Genomic DNA, 22,101 nt, shown 5'->3' with positions numbered 1-22,101 from the left:
ACCTCCTCATTTACCTTCGAGAGCGGGGCCGCGCCCGGTTTCCGTCGCCGCGGAGATAGGCCGCGCGGGCGTGCCTTCTTCGAGCCCTTCCGGCGCCTGAAGCACGGGGCCCTTGTGGATCAGGCGGTTGATGTAGACGATGCCCGCCGAGAACACGATCAGGTAGACGAAGAAGAAAAGGATGAGCGAGGTTCCCACCGCGCCCGACGCGACCGGCGAAACTCCCTCCGATGTGCGGACGAGGCCGGTCGCGATCCACGGCTGGCGGCCGACTTCCGTCGTGATCCAGCCCGCGATCACGGCGACGAAGCCGAGCGGCCAGGAGAATTTCGCGGCGCGCATGAAAGTTCGGTTCTGGAACAGCCGCCCGCGCCACCAGAGGAAGCCGCCGAAGGCCGCCAGCGCGATGAACCAGAGCCCGATGGCGACCATCAGCCGGAAGCCGAAGAACGGCATGTAGAGCGGCGGGCGATCCTCCGGCTTGAAATCCTTCAGCCCCGGAAAGAGACCGTTCCAGTCATGCGTGATGATCAGGCTTCCGAGTTTGGGGACCGCGATTTCGTAGTCGTTCGATTCCGTCCGCGCGTTGGGCAGCGCGAACAGCACAAGGCTCGCAGGCTTCGCACCGTCCCAATGCGCTTCCATGGCGGCGAGCTTCGCGGGCTGGTATTGCGCCGTCTTGAGGCCGTGCTGGTCGCCGATGAAGGCTTGCAGCGGCGCGAGAACCAGAATCATCGCGAGCGCCATGCGCACCATGACGCGGCTTTCGTCGGCATAGCGGTTCTGAAGCCAGTAGCGCGCGCCGACCGAGAGCACGACGATTGCGGTCGTGATGTAGGCCGCCGTTACCATATGCGCGAAGCGATGCGGGAAGGTCGGGTTGAAGATCACCGCGAGCCAGTCCACCGGCACGACGATGCCGTCGCGCACCTCATGGCCGGTGGGATACTGCATCCAGCTATTGGCCGACAAGATCCAGAATGCCGACAGCAGCGTGCCGAAGGCGACCATGCAACTGGCGAAGAAGTGCAGGCCCTTCGGCACCCGGTTCCAGCCGAACAGCATGATGCCGAGAAACGTCGCTTCGAGGAAGAAGGCCGTCATCACCTCATAGCCGAGGAGCGGACCTATGACATTGCCCGTCGCCACCGAAAAGCGGCTCCAGTTCGTGCCGAACTGGTAGGACATCGGCAGGCCGGAGACGACGCCCATCGCGAAGGAAACCGCGAAGATCTTGGTCCAGAACCGCGCGAGGCGATGACAGCGGTCGTCGCCGCGAAAATACCAGATGGCTTCGAGCGTCGCGATGTAGGACGCCAGCCCGATGGTGAACGCCGGAAAGATGATGTGAAACGTCACCGTGAAGGCGAACTGGATGCGGGCCAGAAGTAGCGCGTCTAATCCGAAGTCCATCGATGGTCTCCTGCGATGAGGCGAGCGGCAAACCGTCGCTCGCGCGGCGTCTCCATCCGCCGGGCGGCGTCAGGCAATCACGCGCGCCCTGCGCGGCGGTGACGTCAGAAGCGTCGCGAGCCGACGAGGCCCAAAACACCCACAAGGATCAGATAGATAGCGACGACGTAATTGAGGAGCGCGGGGCGGAGCAGGATAAGGACGCCGGCGAGAATCGCGATAATGGGCTGCAAGGGAATGCCATTCATGAAATGCCTCCGGTTGGTTCCTGTGCTGACGGACCGAAATGACGAGGGCCGTATGAAAAAGTCGCAAGACAAGCTCATGTTCCGGCGATTGTCCGCTTGAAGCGCGATTTCGTGCGTGCTATGAGAGCGGCTCCAAAGGCGGGGCGGGACCGAAACGCGGTTCCAGACGCTTCGCATACCGGTTCGGACACGTAGCTCAGCGGTAGAGCACTACGTTGACATCGTAGGGGTCACAGGTTCAATCCCTGTCGTGTCCACCATTCAGCTTACAGTCAAGACTCTTTCGCGGGCGAGGCCGAGAAGTTGCTTGTCGCGCGTGTGTGTAGGGTATTCGTGCGGATTCGAGCTGAATCTCTGCGGCTCCTGCTGCACCGTTGTGGAGTTGTGCCCGCCGCGCGGCTGGCGATCGGCTTTGATCATGGCAGCTGCGGGTGCGACCCCGGCACGCCGAGAGCGAAGGCTGCGCTATTAACCGTCATGCCTGCCTCGTGACGAGGTGGCCGCGACAGGGTGGCGGTGCTGACGTTCAAGCCACTCATCGAGAACGCGGACTGCCGTTGTCATCGGCGGCGCGTGTCTCGTCGCCGATTTGGGCTTATGCTCACATCCGCGCTGTGCAGGTGCATTTAGGCGATCTCGACAGCGACCGCCCGGCAACCTCCAGCGCATTCGAGCGGCGGCTTTTCGCTTGCGGCGGCGGGGGGGTTATCAGGCGACCTCGCGTGAACCGCCAAGGCGGCAGGACATCAAAAAGTTGACTTATTATATAAATAAAATGCACTATATTGCAGCAAGGGGCTTACGATGACGATCATTACAAAGCATAACGACACGCTTGCGCTTCACGGCGGAGGGTGGCGCGTCGACCCGGCCACGCGCGCCACGGCTGTTCCCATTTACCAGAGCACGTCCTTCGACTTTCAGAGCACCGACCGTGCGGACAGGCTCGTGAATTTCGACGAGATCGGTTTCGTCTATTCGCGCATCGGCAATCCGACCTCGGACGTTCTGGAGCAACGGGTCGCCGCCATCGAAAATGGCGCTGCCGCGCTCGCACTTGCGTCTGGCCAGGCAGCTGTCGCGCTCTCGGTGCTTACGCTTGTTCAGGCGGGCGACAACATCGTCACCAGCACGGGTCTCTATGGCGGTACGTGGAACTTCTTCGCGAACCGGCTGAAACAGTTTGGCGTCGAGGCGCGTTTCGTCGATTCGTCCGACCCGGACGCATTCGCTCGCGCTTCGGACGACCGCACGCGGCTGTTCTTCGGCGAGACGCTTGGCAATCCCAAGCTGGACGCTTTTCCGATCCGCGAGGTGGCAGAAGCAGGCCGCAGGCTCGGCATTCCGCTGATCGTCGACAATACGGTCGCGCCGCTGATCGCCCGGCCTCTCGATCTCGGCGCGGCCATCGTCGTCCATTCGGCGACCAAGTATATCGGCGGCCACGGCACGACGATCGGCGGCGTGATCGTCGACGGTGGCAATTTCCCGTGGGAGGACTTCGCGGATCGCCACAAGCTGCTGACGGCGCCCGATCCATCCTATAACGGCCGCACCTGGGTCGATATCGCGCGGCCATTCGGGCCGATCGCCTATATTTTCGCGGTCCGCGCCGGCCTGTTGCGCGACCTCGGTCCGGCGATCTCGCCGCACAACGCCTTCCAGCTCATCCAGGGGCTCGAAACGCTGCCGCTTCGCATCGCGCGCCACTCGGAAAACGCCGCGCGCGCAGCGGACTTTCTTTCCAGGCACCCGAAGGTCGAAGCCGTCATCTATCCCGGCCTGCATAACGGCGAAGCGCGTCAGCGGGTAGACGATGTGCTGAAGGGAGGCTACGGGGGGCTGGTCGGGTTCGAACTGGCGGGCGGTGCCGAGGCGGGCCGCCGCTTCATCGACGCGCTGCAACTGTTCCTGCACCTCGCCAACATCGGCGACGCGCACAGCCTCGCGATCCATCCGGCCTCCACCACACACGCGCAACTCGCACCCGAATCGCAACTCGCATCCGGCGTCACGCCCGGCTATGTGCGCCTTTCGGTCGGCATCGAGAATATCGAAGACATCCTCGCCGATCTCTCGCAGGCACTCGACAAGGCATAAGGCAAGCCCCAAGGCATGGCTCTCAATCTCAAAGTACCGCAGGCGGAAACGCGCGAGCAGCGGCTCGGCACCATCATTCAATGGGATGGCGCTGCCTCGCAACTGGCGCGCGATTCCGCCTTCACCCATGGGTGCCAGAAGGGCTGCGATAACGGCGGCAGACGTCTTTGCGAGGCGTCCACGCCCTTCTCGCAAGCCTCGATGTGCGCCGAACAGATCGCGGTGACGAATGCGACCATCATCCAGGAATCGGTCGTTATCCAGCATTCGCCCATCGGCTGCGCGGCGAGCCAGACCTTCACCTGCCGCTATTACCGCGACCTCGCCGAGCGCCGTGGATGGAAGCTGGAAGATCCGAAAGCTATCTGCACCAACCTCATCGAACAGGATATGGTCTTCGGCGGCATCCGCAAGCTTGAGGAGACCATTCGCGAGGCGTGGGAGCGGCATCATCCGAAGGTGATCTTCATTGCCGCATCCTGCGCGAGCGGCATCATCGGCGACGATATAGAAAGCGCGGCGCGCAGCCTTGAGGCTGAACTTGGCGTGGTGATCGTGCCGCTCTATTGCGAAGGTTTCCGCTCGAAACATTGGTCGAGCGGATGGGACGTGATCGAGCATGGCATCCTACGCCGCCTTGTCAGCCGCGAGGGAAAAAAGCAGCCCGACCTTATCAATGTGATCCATCTCGGTGGGCCGGATGTGTTCAGCCCGTTGCTCGCGCCTCTCGGACTCAAGACCAATCTCGTGATGGGCGGTAGCACCCTCGATACGCTCGCGCAGATGTCCGAGGCGCAGGCAACCGTCACCATGTGCTTCGTACTGTCTTATCTCGCAACGGGGCTGGAGCAAGACTACGGCGTGCCTGAAGTGAAAGCGCCGCTTCCCTACGGGCTCGCCGACACCGACAGGTGGTTACGCGAAATCGCGAGCGTCACGGGGCGGCAGGGCAATGTCGAGGCCGTCATCGCGGCGGAGCGCGAACGCATCGCGCCCGAGCTGGAACGCATCCGCAAGGCGCTTGCCGGCAAAAAGGGCTTCGTCGCTGCCGGTGCCGCCTTCGCGCACGGCCTGCTGGTCGTTCTGCGCGAACTCGGCGTCGAGGTCGACAGCGCCTTTTCCTACCATCACGACCCGGCGTCCGACAGCGGCGACCCGACCCAGGACACGCTCAGCAATCTCGTCGACGGTTGGGGCGATATTCCGAACTACACCGTCAGTCCCGACCAGCATTTTCAGGCGCATGCGGCCTTGCAGCGCTCCAAACCCGACTTTGTGGTCTGCCGTCACTCCGGCACGTTCGCCTCACTGGCCGCTCGCATGGGCATTCCGGTGCTGCCGATTTTCTACTCGAACGACGGCATCGGCTATCAGGGGCTTATCACCATCGGTCGCGCGATCCTTCGCGTGTTGCCGCGACGGCGCTTCTACGAGGACGTCAGCGCACATTCGCGCTTCCCTTATCAGAAATGGTGGCTCGAAGAGACTGATCCTTTCGCCCCCATCATCGAGCCCGCCTGATCGGATCCACCCCGCATGCCCCCTCTGAAAAACACGTCGCTTACCGGGGACTGTCCCCACTCCGGTCCAATCGAGCAGGTCCGCTACGGCTGCACGCTCGGAGCGCTCGCCAGCGTCATCGCCATCCCGGGCGCGGTTCCCATCACACATTGCGGCCCGGGCTGCGCGACGAAGCAGTTTCACGCGCTGTCCGGCATCAACGCCTACCAGGGCGGCGAGTGCTACGTGCCAAGCACGAACATGGGAAACCGCGAAGTCATCTTCGGCGGCGCGGATCGGCTGGACGAGCTGATTGCGGCGACGCTGCGCGTGATGGAAGCCGATCTTTTCGTGGTGCAGACAGGCTGCATCCCCGGCCTCATCGGCGACGATGTGGAAAGCGTGGTGAACCGCTACCGCAGGCGCGGGGCGCCCATCGTGTTTGCTGATACGGCCGGCTATCGCGGCAACAACTTCACTGGCCACGAGACGATTGCGCGCGCCATCATCGACCAGCACGCGCGCGATTACGATGGCCCGAAACACGAGCGACTGGTGAATGTCTGGTCGCTGCTGCCTTATCAGAACCCGTTCTGGCGCGGCGATCTTGCGGAAATCCGCCGCATCCTCGAAGGCATCGGCCTTGAGGTGAACATCCTGTTCGGCCCCGCGTCAGATGGGGTTTCGGAATGGAAAGCCATACCACGCGCGAAGTTCAACCTCGTGCTGTCGCCGTGGCTCGGGCTTGAAACTGCACGCCACCTCGAAACGAAATATGGGCAACCGTTTCTGCACGTGCCCGCCATCCCCATCGGGGCGCGGTTGACGGGCCGTTTCCTGCGCGATGTGGCGTCCTTCGCCGGGCTGCCGCCGGAGCCGGTCGAAGCCTTCATTGCACGCGAGGAGCGAGATTATTACCTTTACCTGCGCGATTTTTCAGCTTTCTACGCTGGCTGCACCAGCCAGTACCGGCTCCCGTCGCAGTTCGTCATCATCGGCGAGAGCGCTTACACGCTGGCTGTCGCTCGCTTTCTCGCCGATCAGCTCGGGCTCCTCCCCGGCGTTCAGATCGCGACCGAAAATCCGCCCGACACGGAACGCGATTCGATCCGTGCGCAATTCGCCAACCTTGCCGAGGGCGTGCATGCGGACATTGCCTTCATCGAAGATGGATTTGAGGCGCATCGACGGGTGATCGAAAGCGACTTTACGGGCCACTACCCGGTTGTTTTCGGCTCGACGTGGGAAGGTGAACTCGCCAAACGCATCGGCGCACCGCTCATCGAGATCGCGCATCCGGCGACCGACGAGGTTGTCCTTTCGCGCAGCTATGTCGGCTATCGAGGAGCGCTCCAGCTTCTCGAACGCACCTATACGGCCGTCGTACGCGAAAGCACCGTGGGCTGACAAATATCGAGAAGCGGCTGAAACGAGCTGCATGCCGTGCGGATATTGCCGAAAAGCAGATGGCTCTCGGATGGCTGGAATCAAAGAAACAAAAACCGAAACGGCTTTTTATGGGGCACTGCATGCGTTGCAGAACCGGTTCCAGCGACACGTTCACATGGCAATTTGAGCCCGTTCGTTTGGCGCGCTGAGTGCTGTTCATCTGGCGCGGACGGGCGGAAAGCCTCGCGGCCCCGCGTCAGAGCCCTTCGCTCAATAGCGCCAATTGCACCGTCCCCGGCTTCATCTTGTAGAAGATATGGCCGCCGATCTGCGTGATCTTGATCAGTTCATGCCGCCAGGACGGGTGCACATAGGTCGCGTGGTAATGCGTGGCGTAGCCCACATCGTCAAGCCACACCTCGCCCGCGATGACCTGCTTCGCAAGCTTCACGGCCGTCGCCCACTCCTCGCGTTCCTTCACCGCGTTGCGCTTGCCGGTGCAGGTGAACGAGAACTGGCAGCCGGTGCGCAGCCTTTCGCCCTGATAAACGACGCCGCAGATGGTTTTCGGATAGAACGGGCTCCTGATACGGTTCATGACCACCTGCGCGACCGCGATCTGTCCCTTCACCGGCTCGTCGCGCGCCTCGAAATAGATCGCGGTGGCCATGCAGCGCAGTTCACGCGCGCGGAATTCGTCTTCGGTCAGACCGCCGAACAGCGTTTTCGGCTGCTCGGGCGAGAGGCTCGCATTCTTGAGAAGCCCCGCCCACTGCGTGTCGCGCGATTCGACCGTCGGGGGAGGCATATCCATCGCGGCTGGCGCTTCGTCGCGAGGGGCGAATGCCGTCATGAACAGCGAGGCGCTTGCGAGGGCGGCGTTTTCTTCGGGATCGGGGCCCGCCTTCGCAAGATCGAGACGCAGCGGATCGGCCTTCATGCGGCGCGCGATCGTGTCGCTGCCGGCGGCCTTCAGCGCATAGGCGAACTTGTCGGCCCGCGGGCCTTTCTGGCTGTCGTAAAAGAGATGCGCGGCCTGCGGCGGAAGCGGTTCGGTCACTTCGGCTGTTTCGACCAGGGTAGGCGCGACCTGCGAAACGCCGGTCGTCGTCAGCATCGTCACGCGGTAATCGATAGCGCGGCGGATGTCCGGATCGCGCCAGGCGTATCCGCCGACGGCGAAAATGCCCGCGAGTATCGTGTACCCCGCAAGTTTCGCGACAGATCTGCGTGCTTTCAGAGTAAGCGGAACGGCGCGCGGCGCTTCCACAGCGTACACGGGTTTCCGGATGACCTCGAATTTCTGCTGGGGCCGCGAAACGAGCGCCCTGCTTTGCCCCTGATATCCGGTCATCGGACGGCTACTTCTCATCGACACTCCTACGCAACGCAGAACATAACGTCCGAACGGTTAACAGCCCGTTAGGGGACGCCGTACAAATCGAGCGTTCCAGCTATAGCTTCTTTGGTGTCAAAATTACGGAAGTACTGCGCGGTGGGCTTTTGCGCGCTTCAGGAGGCCGAGCGCGAAACGCGAAACTCGGCGGCGGCGCGCCGGATCGTGGTAAACGGCCGGTTATTCCAGTCGTTAAAAAATTCGCGTTCGGCGAGCGCCAGACCTTTGCGGCCGAATTCGGATGCGATTTCGGTCTCGACCCAGTTGCGCGCTTTAACCGCGCGAAGGCGAGCGAGACGGTCTTCCTGGTGAAGCCATGTCTCGTGCCGTGCGAAAGCGTCGAACAGCGGCGAAAGGCCCGCTCCGCTCGTGACCGATACGGAAAGGCATTCCGGCTCCCATACATCCGCGTCGCGATGGGAGAGCGACAACGCGCCCTTGAGGTCCGAAAGCGCGCGGGTGGCAGCGGCGCCGATGTCGGCCTTCGTTACGACGGCTATATCCGGAATTTCGGCGATGCCCGCCTTCATGAACTGGAGCGAATCGCCCGAAGCGGGCTGAATGCACAGCACCACGGTATCGGACACAGATGTGATGTCCGTCTCGGACTGGCCCACGCCAACGCTTTCGATGATAACGCGGTCGTAGACGGCACGGAGCAGGATCGCGGCGGGGTAGGCGATATCGGCGAGGCCGCCGAGGCGATTGCGCGCGGCGACCGAACGGATGAACACGCCGTTGTCCTCGGGATCGCTTCGCATGCGCACACGGTCGCCGAGAAGCGCGCCACCGCTCGCGCGCGAGGACGGATCGACGGCAAGCACCGCGACCGTTTGCCCGGCTTTGCGCCAGCCCGCGATCAGCGCGTTGATCATGGTCGATTTGCCCGCGCCGGGCGGACCGGTGATGCCGATGGCGGTGCCCTTCGGCTCCTCATACGCCCTGTCGAGCAGGTCCGCCGCGGGTCCGGGACTGGCTTCGATCGCCGACAGCGCGGCGGCTACCTTTCCCTTGCCGCCTTCGCGGATGGCGTCGAGCGTCGGAAAGAGTATAGGCGCGGTCGCTGTCATGCGCTCATCCGGCAGAAGTGAATTGCGATAAGGGTGCTGTTTCATGCCCCCCGCACGCTGTTAACGCCCGCGCCGCCCCTTCGTCCATTGGCCGAAAGGGCAAGCGTGGGATTTTTTCACTCAGCGGTCTTCGAGCTTCTTGTTCGCGGCTTTCTTGCTTGCGATGGCGGCCTGCGCCGCCGCAAGACGGGCTACAGGCACGCGAAACGGCGAGCACGACACATAGTCGAGGCCGACGGTCTCGCAGAACGCGATTGAGGCCGGATCGCCGCCATGTTCGCCGCAGATGCCGAGCTTGAGCTTCTCACGTGTGGCGCGGCCGCGTTCCGATGCGAGCTTCACCAGTTCGCCCACGCCCACCGTATCGATGGAGACGAACGGATCGGCCGTATAGATGCCCGCTTTCAAGTAGTCGCCGAGGAACGCGCCCGAATCGTCGCGGCTGATGCCGTAGGTCGTCTGCGTGAGGTCGTTCGTGCCGAAGGAGAAGAACTCCGCCGACTCCGCGATCTCGCCCGCGCGGAGCGCCGCGCGCGGCAGTTCGATCATGGTGCCGACCTGATAGTCGATCTTCGTGCCCGTCGCGAGTTGCACGTCGCTCGCAACGCGGACGATGATGTCCTTGATGATGTCGAGTTCCTTCTTCGTGGCGATCAGCGGCACCATGATTTCGGGCACCACAGGCTTGCCGGTGCGCTTTGCGGCTTCCACGGCGGCCTCGAAGATGGCGGCCGCCTGCATCTCGGCGATTTCGGGATAGGTGATCGCGAGGCGGCAGCCGCGATGGCCCAGCATCGGGTTCTGCTCGGTCAGCTGGTTGACGCGCGCGCGGAGCGCCGTCGGATCAATGCCGAGCGATTGCGCAAGCTCCACGATTTCCGTGTGCCCGTGCGGCAGGAACTCATGCAGCGGCGGGTCGAGAAGCCGGATCGTCACGGGCAGGCCCTGCATGATCTCGAACAGGTCGATGAAGTCCTGGCGCTGCATCGGCAGGATCTTCGCGAGCGCGGTGCGACGGCCTTCGGTATCGTTTGCCACGATCATCTCGCGCATCGCCATGATGCGGTCGGTGTCGAAGAACATGTGCTCGGTGCGGCAGAGCCCGATGCCTTCCGCCCCGAACTTGCGCGCCTGCTCGGCGTCGCGCGGGGTGTCGGCGTTGGTGCGGACCTTCATGCGGCGCACGCCGTCCGCCCATTCCATGAGCTTCGCGAAATCGCCCGTGAGTTCCGGCTGACGCATCGCAACCTCGCCCTGGATCACCTGACCCGTCGAGCCGTCGATGGTGATGATGTCGCCTTCCTTCAGCGTGACGCCCGAGGCTGTCACCGTCTTCAGTTCGGCGTTGATGCGAAGCGCCGAAGCGCCCGACACGCAAGGCCGGCCCATGCCGCGTGCAACGACGGCCGCGTGGCTCGTCATGCCGCCGCGCGCGGTGAGAATGCCCGCCGCCGCGTGCATGCCGTGGATGTCTTCGGGGCTCGTCTCGTTGCGGACGAGGATGACGCTCTTGCCGAGCGCCTTCAGCTTTTCGGCGTCGTCCGGCGAGAACACGATTTCGCCCGAGGCTGCGCCCGGCGAGGCGGGCAGGCCGATGGTCAGGATGTTGCGCTTCGCCTTGGGGTCGATGGTCGGGTGCAGGAGCTGATCGAGCTGCGCCGCCTCGATGCGGCCGATGGCGTCCTCGCGGCTGATGAGGCCTTCGTTCGCCATGTCGACGGCGATCCTGAGCGCGGCGGGTGTCGTGCGCTTGCCGTTACGACATTGCAGCATCCAGAGCTTGCCTTCCTGGATGGTGAACTCGATGTCCTGCATGTCGCGATAGTGATTTTCGAGCGTATGGCAGATCGCCACGAATTCCTTGAACGCTTCGGGCATGACGGTTTCGAGCGAGGGCTTGTCGCTGCCAGCTTCGATGCGCGCGACTTCGGTGATGTTCTGCGGCGTGCGGATGCCCGCCACCACGTCCTCGCCCTGCGCGTTGACGAGGAATTCGCCGTAGAGCCGCCCGTCGCCCGTGGACGGGTTGCGCGTGAAGGCGACGCCGGTCGCGCTCGTGTCGCCACGATTGCCGAACACCATCGCCTGCACGTTCACCGCCGTGCCCCAGCTTTCCGGAATATGGTTCAGCTCGCGGTACTTGATGGCGCGCGCGTTGTTCCAGCTGTCGAACACGGCCGAGATAGCGCCCCAGAGCTGTTCCTTGATATCCTGCGGGAACGGCTTGCCGAGCTTTTTCTGCACCACGGCCTTGTATTGTTCGATCAGCGTGCGCCAGTCGTCGGCGGTGATATCGGTGTCGAGGTCATAGCCGTTCTGATGCTTGTAGTGTTCGAGGATCTCCTCGAAGTTCTCGTGCTTCACGTCGAGAACGACGTTCGAATACATCTGTATGAAGCGGCGGTAGCTGTCATAGGCGAAGCGGCGGTCGCCGGAGCGGGCGGCGAGCCCTTCCACCGTCTCGTCGTTGAGGCCCAGATTGAGGATCGTATCCATCATGCCGGGCATCGACGCGCGGCTGCCGGAGCGCACCGAAACGAGGAGCGGGTTGGCGGCATCGCCGAGCGTTGCACCGACTGTCTCGCCGATATAGCGCACCGACTCGTCGACCTGGGCCGCGAGACCTTCCGGCATCTTCTTGCCGTTGGCGTAATAGGCGTTGCAGACCTCGGTCGTGATCGTGAAGCCGGGCGGCACCGGCAAGCCGAGATTCGACATCTCGGCGAGATTGGCACCTTTGCCGCCCAGAAGCTCGCGCATCTCGGCCGAACCATCGGCCTTGCCAGCCCCGAAGCGGTAAACGAATTTTTGCGCGCCCGACATTTCATTGCTCCGATTTTCGCAGGCGGCTGCCCCCGAGCCGTCGCCAGATTTTCCTTCGCATGATCCCGCCGCAGCCGCTTCTCCCGGGTGCAGTCGTCCATCCATGATCGTGGCGAAACTTTCTGCGAGGCGCAGATTGGTTTCAAGGATTTTCACGGTCATGTCTAAGGCGAGCTGGAGGGGGTGAAGGCTGGCCATGGATCAGCTCACGTCGTCTTCATAAACATATGGTGCGGCTCCCGTTCCCGAAAGCCGTCTTGCTCGCGCGACCGATGGCCCTGACGGACGCAGCGAGGGCGAGGCAAGGTTGTGTAGCTGGGACAGGACGCATGCTCAAGCGTGGTAACATCCGAAAGCCGCTACCGCAAATGGTTAACCGTGATTTTTCGCATGACGCAGAAATCGTGAACGCGCCCGACCGCGTCCGCATCGGGCGGCCAATAGATCCTGCTGCTGACGGCCCGAAATTCGCCGCGCTTTTGCCGCCGCATCTTCCTGCAAAAATCGGCGCGGCATGGATTGCGTCTGCCCGACTCCGATGATAGAAACGGCGAACTCGGGGCCCGGCGGTTCCACCGTCCGGGCTTTCGACGTGCGTGGAGACGTGGCCGAGAGGCTGAAGGCACTCGTTTGCTAAATGAGCAGACCCCTAAAAGGGTCTCGAGGGTTCGAATCCCTCCGTCTCCGCCAACTATCCCAAAAAGATACGTGTTATCAAAGACTTGCTTCTCCATTTTTGAAACCATCGAGCCTTGGTTTCAAACACCTTGTTCTTCAACCGTTCTTACCGAGGGTTGCATAAGCCGCCTTGGCAAGGCGAAGCTGGTTCGCCTCTGGGTGTATCGCTCCACCTCTTTGAGAGTCTGATGGCCGGTAATCGCCGCGATCTGGTGCGCGGTGCAGCCTGCCTGTGGGGCATCGCGCTGAAGCTTCGGCGCGGATGGGGCGCACGTCTGAAAATGGGGGCGGGTCACCTTGGAATTGAGAGCAGCGCCGTTCAGGGGATGCCAAGACGAACAATATGCGTTTGCGCGCGACACGTTTCTGGCGAAGCTGCATTCGTATGGAAGCTCGAAGAGTCCATCTTCGAGCGGCGCATTGCATACTCCGCGATTTCGAGAGAATGGCCGGCGGTTCCGGCGGTGTCACCATGGCCTGGCGCGACAAGATTGACGCATCGCCGGCATGGTCACGGTCACAGCGCGGGTGGCAGCCGTGTTCAGGCGCGCTTCTTGAGCGCATCGCGGTGTATTATAGCGAGATTGAAACAGCGGGTGAAAAACGGCGATGCGAGTGCTTTGCGTTCGTGTGTTTTCCGGTCCAGGGAGGGGACGATCAAGACGAAGTTTTCTTTCGCCGCTGCGCCGCGAAGGCACTTGGATTGATGCCGAGTAAACGCCGGAACAGGGCCGCGAACGCGCTCGGCGTTTCGTAGCCGAGGGCAAGCGCCGTCCGCATCACGGATTCGCCCGCAACAAGCATCGGCACGGCTTCAAGAATGCGCGCCTGCTGCCTCCATACCGAAAGGGGGCAACCGAGTTCGTCATTGGCGAGGCGCGCGAGTGTCCGTGGCGAGGCCCCGCATTCTGCCGCAAGTTCACGGATCGGGCGGGGCCTTCCCTGTTCCTCGAAAATGACCTTGCAGGCGCGTTCGAGACGCGCATCGACAGGTATCCTGATTGAGAATTCGTCGGGTGGTGCTTCGGCGAGTTCATCAATCAGAACGGCTACGAGGCGCGCGAGTCGGCTCGGGTCTCTTTCGTCCGAGGCGGAACCGACGACGCGGACGATGAGTTCGCGCAGAAGCGGGGTGACGGCGTAGCCCCGGGGCGTATTCCCCAAGTCGACGTCGATCGCGTCTGGTTCGATGTACAGCGTGCGCAACCGAACTGCCCCGCGCGCCCTGAGTTCATGAACGATGCGGGGCGGCATCCACACGGCACGCCCCGGCGGCACGAGCCAAAGGCCGCGTTCGGCCCGGACTTCCATGACGCCGGACGTCGCGTGGACGAACTGGCCTTCCTTATGGCAATGCGGCCCTATAAACCAGCCGTTCGGATATTCGCGTGCGAGCACCGTCACTCGTTTTATGAATGCAGTCTCAGCCGGCGGCTTCAGATCATTCCCGGCCGAGATGTTCGAGGAACCAGTCGCGAGCGGCCCCGCTCGTCTTTTCGAAATGACGGACATAAGGTTCGAAGTGCCCTCCGGGCACGGTCACAAGACGTTTTGGCGGGAGCGCCCGCTGAAACGCTTCAAGGCAGAGATCGGTCGCCGTCAGCATATCGTTTTCCGCAACGATCATCAAAAGCGGGGTCAGGCTGATACGGGCGATATGGATGCCCGGCTCATTTTCCCGCGCCATCTCGGCGCTCCGCAATGTCATTTCGTTGCGCCAGGTAGGCGCGAAACTCTTCGTGCCCATGAAAAAATCGTAGGCATCGCGACCGCCCATCGCGCAACCGACCGCAGGATCGTCTGAAACGGCCGGGATCGTCGCCGGAGCCTCGCCCAGGAACCGCGCTGCGCGATCCGCCGCAAAGCGAGCGAGAAGCGCGGGCACATGGTCGGCGCGGGTGCGCCGGAGCGCCGACTGATAGCCGCTTACGGTCGGCACCTGAGAGACGACGCATTTCACGCGCCGGTCGAGCGCCGCAATCTCAAGCACATGCCCGCCGCTGTAGCTGGTCCCCCAGATACCGATGCGCGCCGCATCGATCCACGGCACCGTCTGCGCGAAGCTGATCGCATCTCGATAGCCACGCCGTTGCAGCACGGGATCAACCTCTTGCCGGGGCGACCCTTCGCTCGCGCCGAAATTGGCGTGATCGTAAAGCACGACGCCAAACCCGGCTCTCACGAACACCTCGGCATAACGATCTAGATACTGCTCCTTAACGCACGTCAGGCCATGGGCCATGACGATGGCGGGGATTGATGTCAGCTCGGTTGATGGGCGGTAAAGCCACCCCCGCAACTTTCGCCCCTCGGATAGAAATTCAATGTCGGTGCGCATGACGCCTCCTCTGGATGATGGAGGTGGATCCGTCTCACAAGCTTCGCGTGCGCTCGCGGCGCTATCGGCCAACAACTGCGCCAAATCGGTCAACTTCGGCTGCGAATCCTCGATCGGGGCGTCGCAAGCGAAGACATGCGCCTGAATTGTAATTCAGACGGTTTTCAGGTGAACGGCTTGCAGAAGGTGGGATCACGCCAGTCTATCGCAAGTGACAATAATCATCGGCCGGCTATGGGCGGAACGCCTGCGGTCCCCGCCGCTTGAAGCGACACACCTTCTCGCGAAGCTCAAGGACAAGATCTTGGAGGTCTTTCACCGAGCGCGCGAGCCGGTCGATCCGGGTGACACAACAACGTCGCCCTCGCGAACGCATTCGAGTAGAATCTGAAGCTCCCTGCGATCATCGCGCCGCGTCCCGCTCTTCTTCTCAGCGAAGATTTTCAGGCAGCCCACCCCTTCGAGGGCGGCTTGCTGAATCGTGAGATCCTGGTCGGCTGTGCTGACGCGAGACACAAGGGGCTATGAAAAGCATAGCTATGTTTCTTATCGAGCGCGATTCGATGCTGCGTTGCAAAATAGGACGCCACAACCTAAGAGCTTCGTTCCGCCGGCTTGTATAGAGTATTTACGGGAGATTTGTTCGATGACGATCGAGGAAGACCTTGGAGACATCGTCGGGAATGCGTGCACACTCCGAACGCTGCAATCGGGCGAAACTCTTTTCTATCGAGGTAATCCGACCGAAGGGCTGTTCGAGGTCGTTTCAGGCAGCGTTCGTCTGACACGAGTCGATCCAAACGGGAAAGAAGCCGTTCTTCACGTGGCAAGGGCCGGAGATCCATTGGCCGAAGCGTCGATTTTTATGCCGGTCTATCATTGCGATGCTACCGCGATGACAAAGTCGGTGGTCCGCCTTTATCCCAAGGGGCTGCTGCTGTCCCACTTCGAGGGGAATCCGACTTTCGCAAAAGCGTACACTTTGATGTTAGCGCGACAGCTCATGGATGCGCGAACTCGGGTGCAGTGTCTTTCCATGCATTCCGCACGGGATCGCATCCGACACTTTCTCGTCCTGAACACATGCAAAGACGCGCTTACGGTAGAGTTGCCCGGCACGTTAAAAGACCTGTCCGCCGAACTCGGATTAACGCACGAAGTGCTTTATCGGACGCTCGTGCGAATGGTGGAAGACGGCGAGATCGCTCGTTCGGGACGGACCATAATGCTTCTGTCTCCGGTCATCACGTAAGCCGCAACCGGACCGGATTTAATATCGACGATCATGCCATCAATAATGCATTGATATTAAATAATTAATTTAATCCAAGACGCATCGAAACCCCACGCCATCCAACCCGATCCTGTATCACGAACGCAACAGCTTTGCGGGAATGACCTCGAATCTCCCTGGCGCGGCGAGCTGTATGATTACGATCATAGGATGAGCGAGAAGGAGCGCTCTATCTTGTCCAGAACGCGAGAGGGCCACTCGCGTAGAACCGAGTTTGGGGCATTTGGGCAATGACAACACGATCAACCTGCCGACCGCAGGCCGTGAGGCTTGTGCGGCGAGAACTACCGACTTTCGTCACCACACTTTTCTGTCGAGGCGCCCATGCGTAGAAATTTGGCGCTCGTTTCGGCATTCCTCCTTGTAGCGGGAGACTTCCCCGAGGCCGCGATCGCACAGTCCGCGATGCCAGAGGCCAGAAATACCTCGGAGCTTCCGCCTGTCCGGGTGACGACTCCCGAGAAAAAGAAGAAAAACACGTCGCAGCAGCCAAAAAAATCCGTCACCGAGCGCGACAACAACGGTCCGGCACCGAGCGCGCTCGCAGACAAAACGCCGAAAGATCCCGCCTCTGAAGGCGTTGCGGATTACGTCGTCACCCAGAGCATAACGGGCGCAAAAGTTCCGACGAGCATCCTGGATATTCCGCAAAGCGTGGCGGTTGTGCCAAAGAAGATCATCGAGGAGCAGGATCCGCGCAGCGTGACAGCAGCCGCTCAAAATGTGGCGGGTGTGTCCAGCGCCTATCCTTCATATTATCCGCTCGATTACATGAACAGCCTCTATGTTCGCGGCTTTCAGGTCAGCGCTACGCTGCGCGACGGGATGTGGGATCCGACACCGCAAGGCAACTCCTGGCTCGGGAATGTCCAGCGCATCGAAGTGGTCAAGGGCCCTGCGGGACTCTTGAACGGCGTCTATACGGGCGACATTGGCGGCATCATCAATATCGTTACAAAGAAGCCGACGGAAGAACGCGCCTATACATTCGAGGAAACCGTCGATTCCTTCGGGACGCGAACTGTCAAGGTCGACATCAATCAGCCCATTTCGCAAAACTGGGCAATGAGGGTCAATCTTGAGGAAGGCGTTTACGAGAATTTCCCGAACCGCTCCGAGTATGAAAAACGGGCCGGAAGCGTTGCCCTCCAGGGCAAGATAACACCCGACGATACGGTGCTTTTGTCCTACGAAAAACGATGGCAGGAAGCCCAACCCTACAGCGGCACGCCCGGTTACGTTTCGGTAGGCAGCGGAAGCACCGCCACACTGCTACGGCTGCCCAAACAGGGTCTGAGCTTCAACTTTTACGATCCGCGCTCTTACTGGTCCTTCGAGAGCGATACGGTTCGAGCGGAATACACGCACGCTTTCAACTCGAATTGGACATTCCGCTCAGCAGCGCAATACACGACGACCGCTCGGAGCATGGTTTCGATCACAGCTTCGCCAATCTATTCAGGTGGAGCGATCAACTATAGGGAGAGCTACAGCGAAATCCATATGGGTCCGGTTGAGGATATCGATACGGATAACCTCATTAACGGCAAATTCGCGTTATTCGGATTTAACAACGACCTGACCGCCGGTGTGCGATACACCAAGGACTGGTTCGATATGAACATGAGCGCGCCGACCACCAGCTTTTCCACCTACACCTTCACCGATATAAACAATCCGGCGTGGTACAAGCCGATTGTCGGGCTTCATCGCTCAATCTGGGGATATTCCGAAATGTCCCAGATCAACGGTTATGTAAACGAACTCCTTTCAATAACATCGAAGCTGAAGCTTTCGGCTGGATTCAATTACACTGATTACAGCTCATGGTCGCAGTCTGGAATGAGCGCACGTTCTCAATCCGGCAGTGGCGTCGACGGAGACGGAACGGCGAAGCGCATCGGTCTGATTTACGAGATGATCCCCGGTACAGCGCTGTTCGCCGATTACGCAACGACCTTCAAGCCGCAAGGCAACAACGTTACAACGGACGGGACCATCCAGCAGTTTTCGCCGCTTCAGGGCGATCAGTACGAAATCGGCGTCAAGACCGATATTGGAAGGCGCGCTGTTGTGACGGCGGCGCTCTACCAGTTGACGCTTGAAAACCAATTGCAGTCGGACCCAGACCCGACAAAAGCAACTCTCGGATATGAGGTGGAAAGCGGCAAGACCAGAAGCCGCGGCGTTGAACTCGATGGCACCTATAATGTGCTTCCGGGCTGGAACCTGCTCACGTCCTACGCCTACACAAACGCCAAGATCATCGACAGCGAAAGCTACCTTGTCGGATCGGTCGTTCCCCATGTGCCGGAGCATTCCTTCAAGCTGTGGACGACCTACGAATTTGACAGCGGCAAGCTCGAAGGTCTGACGGTCGGCGGCGGTATGCGGGCGGTCTCCTCGTCGACAACGAACCTTGTCTCGCAATCGTCGCCCAATCTGGTCGCCACACTTCCGGGCTATGCGGAATTCGATCTCATGGCTTCCTACAAGATCGATCCCAAGTGGAAGATCAGCCTGAACCTGAACAACATCTTCGACCACCGCTACTATGAAAGCGCGACCAGTTACACGTGGCTGTATCCCGGCGCGCCCTTCAATGCGGTTTTGCGGCTCAAGACGACGTTCTGATAACAAAGGGCGGCCGGCCAAATTCCGGTCGCCCTCTCTCCGACCAATCCAAAGGCGTTTACGAATGAATCGGCGTTCGGCATGGCCGCTGCGCATTCTGGCTCTGATGGCGTTTGCGTGTTTCGCGACAGCCGCGATGCGCGCGCCCGTCAGCCTGCATGAACCGACGGGCGCGACGCGTTTGGTTCATTTGCCAAGACGCGATCTTTCCATTGAGATGCCGTTTCGCGGCACGCTCCTGATGCTACCACCTTTGGCTGCGGAGTATTTCCTCGCGACAGACGCGCCTGAAACCGCGTCGGGGCTAACGCATCTCAGCAGTGCCAGTCTCGATGGGGGCCTGATATCGAAGCTCTATCCGCGCATCGCCGAACTGTCGCGACAAAGCCGGAGTTTTCCGACGCCGCACGCAATCAACCTCGAAGCCGTGATGAAGCTAGATCCGGGCACGATCATGGTCATGAGCTTCCTCGCCGAACCTCTGGAACGCATCGGCCTCCCGGCCTTGCCGGTGATGTTGCCAGGGAACGAACAGGGCGTCGTGATGACGGCCTGCGTTTTTGCCGCCGTCGCGGGGCGTTCGGAGCGTTGCAAGACGTTGCAAGCATCTTGGCAAGCTTCGTTCGACGAAACAACTGCGATCACGTCGAAATTTTCCGACCGGCCACGGGTGCTTGCTGTTACGGTGCTGGCCGATGGGTCTGTTCGCGCTCAGGGCCCTTCGACGTTGACCGGACGGCTCATCGAACGCGCTGGCGGGACCAATATCGTCGGCGGCAGCTTCGGCGGGATCGTCAAGCAGCCGATGCTTTCGGCCGAACAGGTGCTCTCACTCGATCCAGACGTCATTCTGATTTCCGCATCGTCTTCGGTGGCAAGCGCCGCCGCTTTCGTGGAAGACCCGCGCTGGCGCATCTTTCGAGCATCGCGGTTGCGTCGTGTCTATCGCGAGCCGGAAGGGTTGGTTCTCGGGCTTTCGGGCATCGTGGAAACTCCGATCCGGCTGCGCTGGATGGCAGAACTTTTCCATCCGCGTGACCTGGCTCCCAAGCTGCGCGTCATGGCCGCAAAGACTTATGCGTCGGCCGTTAACTTCCATCCTTCAGAAGCCGAACTCGACCGCATCCTCTCTGTCGCCGCCAATGTCGGGATGGCCGATTCCGGGCGGTTTTCGGCGGTATCTCTCCCTCATTCCGAGACAACGACACCATGACAACGACGTGCGAGCAAACACAACCCCTCGTCTCGCCTCCCGGTCTTGCAATCGAGTTTCTTCTCGTCCTTGCGCTGATCGCGGCAGTTCTGGCCTCGCTTTGCATCGGTGTTTATCCGGTTCCGTTGGACCGCACCGCTCAGATTCTCTGGTCGTTGATCGTTCCCTGGCAGGTCGATGTGAACTGGACCGATGCCGAGCAGGTCGCCGTTCAGGTTATCCGGTTGCCGAGAGTGCTCCTTGTCACGCTCGCGGGCATGGGGCTTGGGATTTCGGGTGCTGCGTTGCAGGGGATGATGCGCAATCCGCTCGTCGGGCCCGATCTCGTCGGCATCTCTGCGGGTGCCGCGACGGGCGCCGTTCTCGCAATTCTGTTCGGCTTCCCGTCCATTGCCATCGTAGCAACGGCATTCGCGGGAGGCATGCTCGCCCTCTTGTGCGCCTCCACGCTCGCACGCGCGGCAAAGGGAGGCGGCGTGCTGGCTTTTGTTCTCGCGGGCGTGATCGTCAGCGCCTTCTTTCATGCGATACAGGGTATCGTTCAATACACCGCTGACCCGGAAACCAAGCTTCCGAGCATGGTCTACTGGCTGATGGGAAGCTTCGCCTCCGCCGATCAGACGCGGCTTGCGATTCTTGCGGTGCCTGTTCTTGTCGGTGGCGGCTTACTCATGGCGTTGCGATGGCGCATCAATCTGTTGTCGCTCGGGGAAATCGACGCGGCAGCTCTCGGCGTGAATGTCACGCGCCTGCGCTGGGCGATCATCGCTCTCGTCTCTTTCATCGTCGCCGCGCAGGTTTCAGTGAGCGGCATCGTCGGATGGGTCGGCATGGTGGTGCCGCATTTCGCCCGAATGCTGACCGGGCCCAACCATACGAGACTTTTGCCGTCCGCGGCGCTTATCGGCGGTCTTTTCCTTTTGCTGATGGACGATCTTGCCCGCTCCATCACCATGCAGGAACTACCAATCGGCCTGATCACGGCGGCGGTCGGCACCCCTGTTTTCGCCGTGCTGTTCTGGCGGGCGCAAGCGAAGGGATGGAATCATGACTGAACGTGCGATCTGCGCCGAGCCAGCGGTAGGGGCGCGGAATGATCCGGCCTTACGTCTTTCAGAAGTAGGACACGCCTATCAGGGCGAAAGATGGCTTTTCCGAAAGTATAGTTACGATATTCCGCGCGGCAGCGTCTTTTCATTGCTGGGGCCGAACGGCTGTGGAAAAACAACGCTTCTAAAAATCCTATTGGGAGTTCTTCAGCCTACTGAAGGCAATACGCAGACTTTCGATGAGATGGCGTTTGTTCCCCAACTCTTTCAGACAGCTTTCGACTACACAACGCTCGATATGGTTTTGATGGGACGTGCAAAGAAGGTCGGGCTTTTCTCGCAGCCTTCGCGTAAAGACGAGGAAGCAGCACTCGCGGCGCTCGCCCGCTTTTCTCTTGAGCATCTTGCGAACCGTCCGTTTCACGAATTGTCGGGCGGACAGCGACAACTCGTCATCTTCGCGCGGGCCCTCGTCGCGGAGGCGCGCATTCTGATTCTGGATGAACCTGCCTCTGCTCTCGACTTGAAAAATCAGGGCATCGTGCTGCAATGGATTCGCCGACTTGCCGCGCAGGAAGGGATTACGGTTATCTTTACAACGCACCATCCCCATCACGCGCTTGCCGTGGCCGATCTCGCCGCCTTGATGCTCGGAGGCGAAGACTATGTTTTGGGACCGGCGGCGACCGTCCTTGCTGAGCCGGAGTTGGAGCGGCTTTATGGTGTGCCGATTAGGCGGTTACCGTTCGTGCATGACGGCAAGCAAGCTGAGACGTTGGTGCCGGTCTTAACGCTCTGACGATGAGGCGTTCTCGCGCTTTTTGGTAAGCTGAAGCTTTTGCCGGTCCAATTTTGCGGCGATGGGGGCCGCAGGAGAAGTACTACCCAGTCGGGCCAGTGAAGCGGCAGGCGATCCGAAAGCCAGATGGGTCGACGGTCTCAACCATGAAGCCGTT

General features: G+C 61.0%; 15 protein-coding genes, 2 tRNA genes and 1 pseudogene. 10 read left to right on the top strand and 8 right to left on the bottom strand.

Going from position 1 to position 22,101, the window contains the following annotated elements; translation table 11 throughout:
* Window positions 1–6: 6 nt before the first annotated feature.
* A complete protein-coding gene (locus tag EK416_RS10010; protein ID WP_127077353.1) occupies window positions 7–1,413 on the bottom strand; it encodes a cytochrome ubiquinol oxidase subunit I in 1,407 nt (468 codons plus the stop codon).
* A gap of 104 nt (window positions 1,414–1,517) precedes the next feature.
* Entirely contained in the window at window positions 1,518–1,661 is a 144-nt protein-coding gene (locus EK416_RS10005) for a DUF3096 domain-containing protein (RefSeq protein ID WP_127077352.1), read from the bottom strand.
* 185 nt (window positions 1,662–1,846) lie between these two features.
* On the opposite strand from EK416_RS10005, the gene EK416_RS10000 reads away from it, so the two are divergent.
* The 4 genes from EK416_RS10000 to EK416_RS09985 all read left to right on the top strand — a co-directional run bounded on the left by EK416_RS10000 (window position 1,847) and on the right by EK416_RS09985 (window position 6,668).
* Window positions 1,847–1,921 (top strand) — tRNA-Val (locus EK416_RS10000).
* 544 nt (window positions 1,922–2,465) lie between these two features.
* A complete protein-coding gene (locus EK416_RS09995; protein ID WP_127077351.1) occupies window positions 2,466–3,761 on the top strand; it encodes an O-acetylhomoserine aminocarboxypropyltransferase/cysteine synthase family protein in 1,296 nt (431 codons plus the stop codon).
* A gap of 15 nt (window positions 3,762–3,776) precedes the next feature.
* Complete coding sequence (locus EK416_RS09990; protein ID WP_127077350.1) at window positions 3,777–5,282, top strand: nitrogenase component 1; 1,506 nt, start codon at window positions 3,777–3,779, stop codon at window positions 5,280–5,282.
* A gap of 15 nt (window positions 5,283–5,297) precedes the next feature.
* On the top strand, window positions 5,298–6,668 hold the full coding sequence (locus EK416_RS09985) for a nitrogenase component 1 (protein WP_127077349.1): 1,371 nt from the start codon (window positions 5,298–5,300) through the stop codon (window positions 6,666–6,668).
* 238 nt (window positions 6,669–6,906) lie between these two features.
* Here the strand turns inward: EK416_RS09985 and EK416_RS09980 are convergent, their stop codons facing one another.
* From EK416_RS09980 to ppdK, 3 genes are all read right to left on the bottom strand, one after another.
* The gene (locus tag EK416_RS09980) at window positions 6,907–8,022 is read right to left on the bottom strand and encodes a cell wall hydrolase (protein ID WP_127077348.1); all 1,116 of its coding nucleotides are present in this window, start codon (window positions 8,020–8,022) and stop codon (window positions 6,907–6,909) included.
* A 140-nt stretch (window positions 8,023–8,162) separates the two neighbouring features.
* Entirely contained in the window at window positions 8,163–9,116 is a 954-nt protein-coding gene (locus tag EK416_RS09975) for an ArgK/MeaB family GTPase (RefSeq protein ID WP_127077347.1), read from the bottom strand.
* A gap of 120 nt (window positions 9,117–9,236) precedes the next feature.
* A complete protein-coding gene (ppdK, locus tag EK416_RS09970) occupies window positions 9,237–11,939 on the bottom strand; it encodes a pyruvate, phosphate dikinase (RefSeq protein ID WP_127077346.1) in 2,703 nt (900 codons plus the stop codon).
* 598 nt (window positions 11,940–12,537) lie between these two features.
* On the opposite strand from ppdK, the gene EK416_RS09965 reads away from it, so the two are divergent.
* Window positions 12,538–12,629, top strand: a tRNA-Ser gene (locus EK416_RS09965).
* 645 nt (window positions 12,630–13,274) lie between these two features.
* Here EK416_RS09965 and EK416_RS09955 read toward each other — a convergent pair.
* The 3 genes and pseudogenes from EK416_RS09955 to EK416_RS18230 all read right to left on the bottom strand — a co-directional run bounded on the left by EK416_RS09955 (window position 13,275) and on the right by EK416_RS18230 (window position 15,471).
* Window positions 13,275–14,021 (bottom strand): AraC family transcriptional regulator, encoded by a 747-nt coding sequence (locus EK416_RS09955; RefSeq protein WP_164729966.1) that lies wholly within the window; start codon window positions 14,019–14,021, stop codon window positions 13,275–13,277.
* 37 nt (window positions 14,022–14,058) lie between these two features.
* Entirely contained in the window at window positions 14,059–14,955 is an 897-nt protein-coding gene (locus EK416_RS09950) for an alpha/beta hydrolase (RefSeq protein ID WP_127077344.1), read from the bottom strand.
* Between the two features lie 232 nt (window positions 14,956–15,187).
* Window positions 15,188–15,471: pseudogene (locus EK416_RS18230) on the bottom strand (recombinase family protein).
* 130 nt (window positions 15,472–15,601) lie between these two features.
* Between EK416_RS18230 and EK416_RS09940 the strand changes: the two are divergent.
* The 5 genes from EK416_RS09940 to EK416_RS09920 all read left to right on the top strand — a co-directional run bounded on the left by EK416_RS09940 (window position 15,602) and on the right by EK416_RS09920 (window position 21,944).
* Window positions 15,602–16,207 carry a Crp/Fnr family transcriptional regulator gene (locus EK416_RS09940; RefSeq protein ID WP_127077343.1) on the top strand — a complete coding sequence of 202 codons (606 nt, stop codon included), beginning with the start codon at window positions 15,602–15,604 and terminating at the stop codon, window positions 16,205–16,207.
* A 366-nt stretch (window positions 16,208–16,573) separates the two neighbouring features.
* Window positions 16,574–18,883 (top strand): TonB-dependent siderophore receptor, encoded by a 2,310-nt coding sequence (locus EK416_RS09935; protein ID WP_127077342.1) that lies wholly within the window; start codon window positions 16,574–16,576, stop codon window positions 18,881–18,883.
* Between the two features lie 64 nt (window positions 18,884–18,947).
* Window positions 18,948–20,096: an ABC transporter substrate-binding protein gene (locus EK416_RS09930; protein WP_164729965.1), complete on the top strand. Its 1,149-nt coding sequence runs from the start codon at window positions 18,948–18,950 to the stop codon at window positions 20,094–20,096.
* Window positions 20,093–21,151 carry a FecCD family ABC transporter permease gene (locus tag EK416_RS09925; RefSeq protein ID WP_127077340.1) on the top strand — a complete coding sequence of 353 codons (1,059 nt, stop codon included), beginning with the start codon at window positions 20,093–20,095 and terminating at the stop codon, window positions 21,149–21,151. Before EK416_RS09930 ends, EK416_RS09925 begins: the two co-directional genes overlap by 4 nt.
* Complete coding sequence (locus tag EK416_RS09920; protein ID WP_127077339.1) at window positions 21,144–21,944, top strand: ABC transporter ATP-binding protein; 801 nt, start codon at window positions 21,144–21,146, stop codon at window positions 21,942–21,944. Before EK416_RS09925 ends, EK416_RS09920 begins: the two co-directional genes overlap by 8 nt.
* Window positions 21,945–22,101: the final 157 nt, after the last annotated feature.

Source organism: Rhodomicrobium lacus, assembly GCF_003992725.1.
Lineage (GTDB): Bacteria > Pseudomonadota > Alphaproteobacteria > Rhizobiales > Rhodomicrobiaceae > Rhodomicrobium > Rhodomicrobium lacus.
Note: the sequence above shows the minus strand (reverse complement) of the source record. Positions and strands in the feature narration are given on the sequence as shown.

Excerpts from the sequence above, each read along its gene's own strand:
- EK416_RS10010 (WP_127077353.1), bottom strand. The coding sequence starts at position 1,413 with ATGGACTTCGGATTAGACGCGCTACTTCTGGCCCGCATCCAGTTCGCC.
- EK416_RS10005 (WP_127077352.1), bottom strand. The coding sequence starts at position 1,661 with ATGAATGGCATTCCCTTGCAGCCCATTATCGCGATTCTCGCCGGCGTC.
- EK416_RS09995 (WP_127077351.1), top strand. The coding sequence starts at position 2,466 with ATGACGATCATTACAAAGCATAACGACACGCTTGCGCTTCACGGCGGA.
- EK416_RS09990 (WP_127077350.1), top strand. The coding sequence starts at position 3,777 with ATGGCTCTCAATCTCAAAGTACCGCAGGCGGAAACGCGCGAGCAGCGG.
- EK416_RS09985 (WP_127077349.1), top strand. The coding sequence starts at position 5,298 with ATGCCCCCTCTGAAAAACACGTCGCTTACCGGGGACTGTCCCCACTCC.
- EK416_RS09980 (WP_127077348.1), bottom strand. The coding sequence starts at position 8,022 with ATGAGAAGTAGCCGTCCGATGACCGGATATCAGGGGCAAAGCAGGGCG.
- EK416_RS09975 (WP_127077347.1), bottom strand. The coding sequence starts at position 9,116 with ATGACAGCGACCGCGCCTATACTCTTTCCGACGCTCGACGCCATCCGC.
- ppdK (WP_127077346.1), bottom strand. The coding sequence starts at position 11,939 with ATGTCGGGCGCGCAAAAATTCGTTTACCGCTTCGGGGCTGGCAAGGCC.
- EK416_RS09950 (WP_127077344.1), bottom strand. The coding sequence starts at position 14,955 with ATGCGCACCGACATTGAATTTCTATCCGAGGGGCGAAAGTTGCGGGGG.
- EK416_RS09940 (WP_127077343.1), top strand. The coding sequence starts at position 15,602 with ATGACGATCGAGGAAGACCTTGGAGACATCGTCGGGAATGCGTGCACA.
- EK416_RS09935 (WP_127077342.1), top strand. The coding sequence starts at position 16,574 with ATGCGTAGAAATTTGGCGCTCGTTTCGGCATTCCTCCTTGTAGCGGGA.
- EK416_RS09930 (WP_164729965.1), top strand. The coding sequence starts at position 18,948 with ATGAATCGGCGTTCGGCATGGCCGCTGCGCATTCTGGCTCTGATGGCG.
- EK416_RS09925 (WP_127077340.1), top strand. The coding sequence starts at position 20,093 with ATGACAACGACGTGCGAGCAAACACAACCCCTCGTCTCGCCTCCCGGT.
- EK416_RS09920 (WP_127077339.1), top strand. The coding sequence starts at position 21,144 with ATGACTGAACGTGCGATCTGCGCCGAGCCAGCGGTAGGGGCGCGGAAT.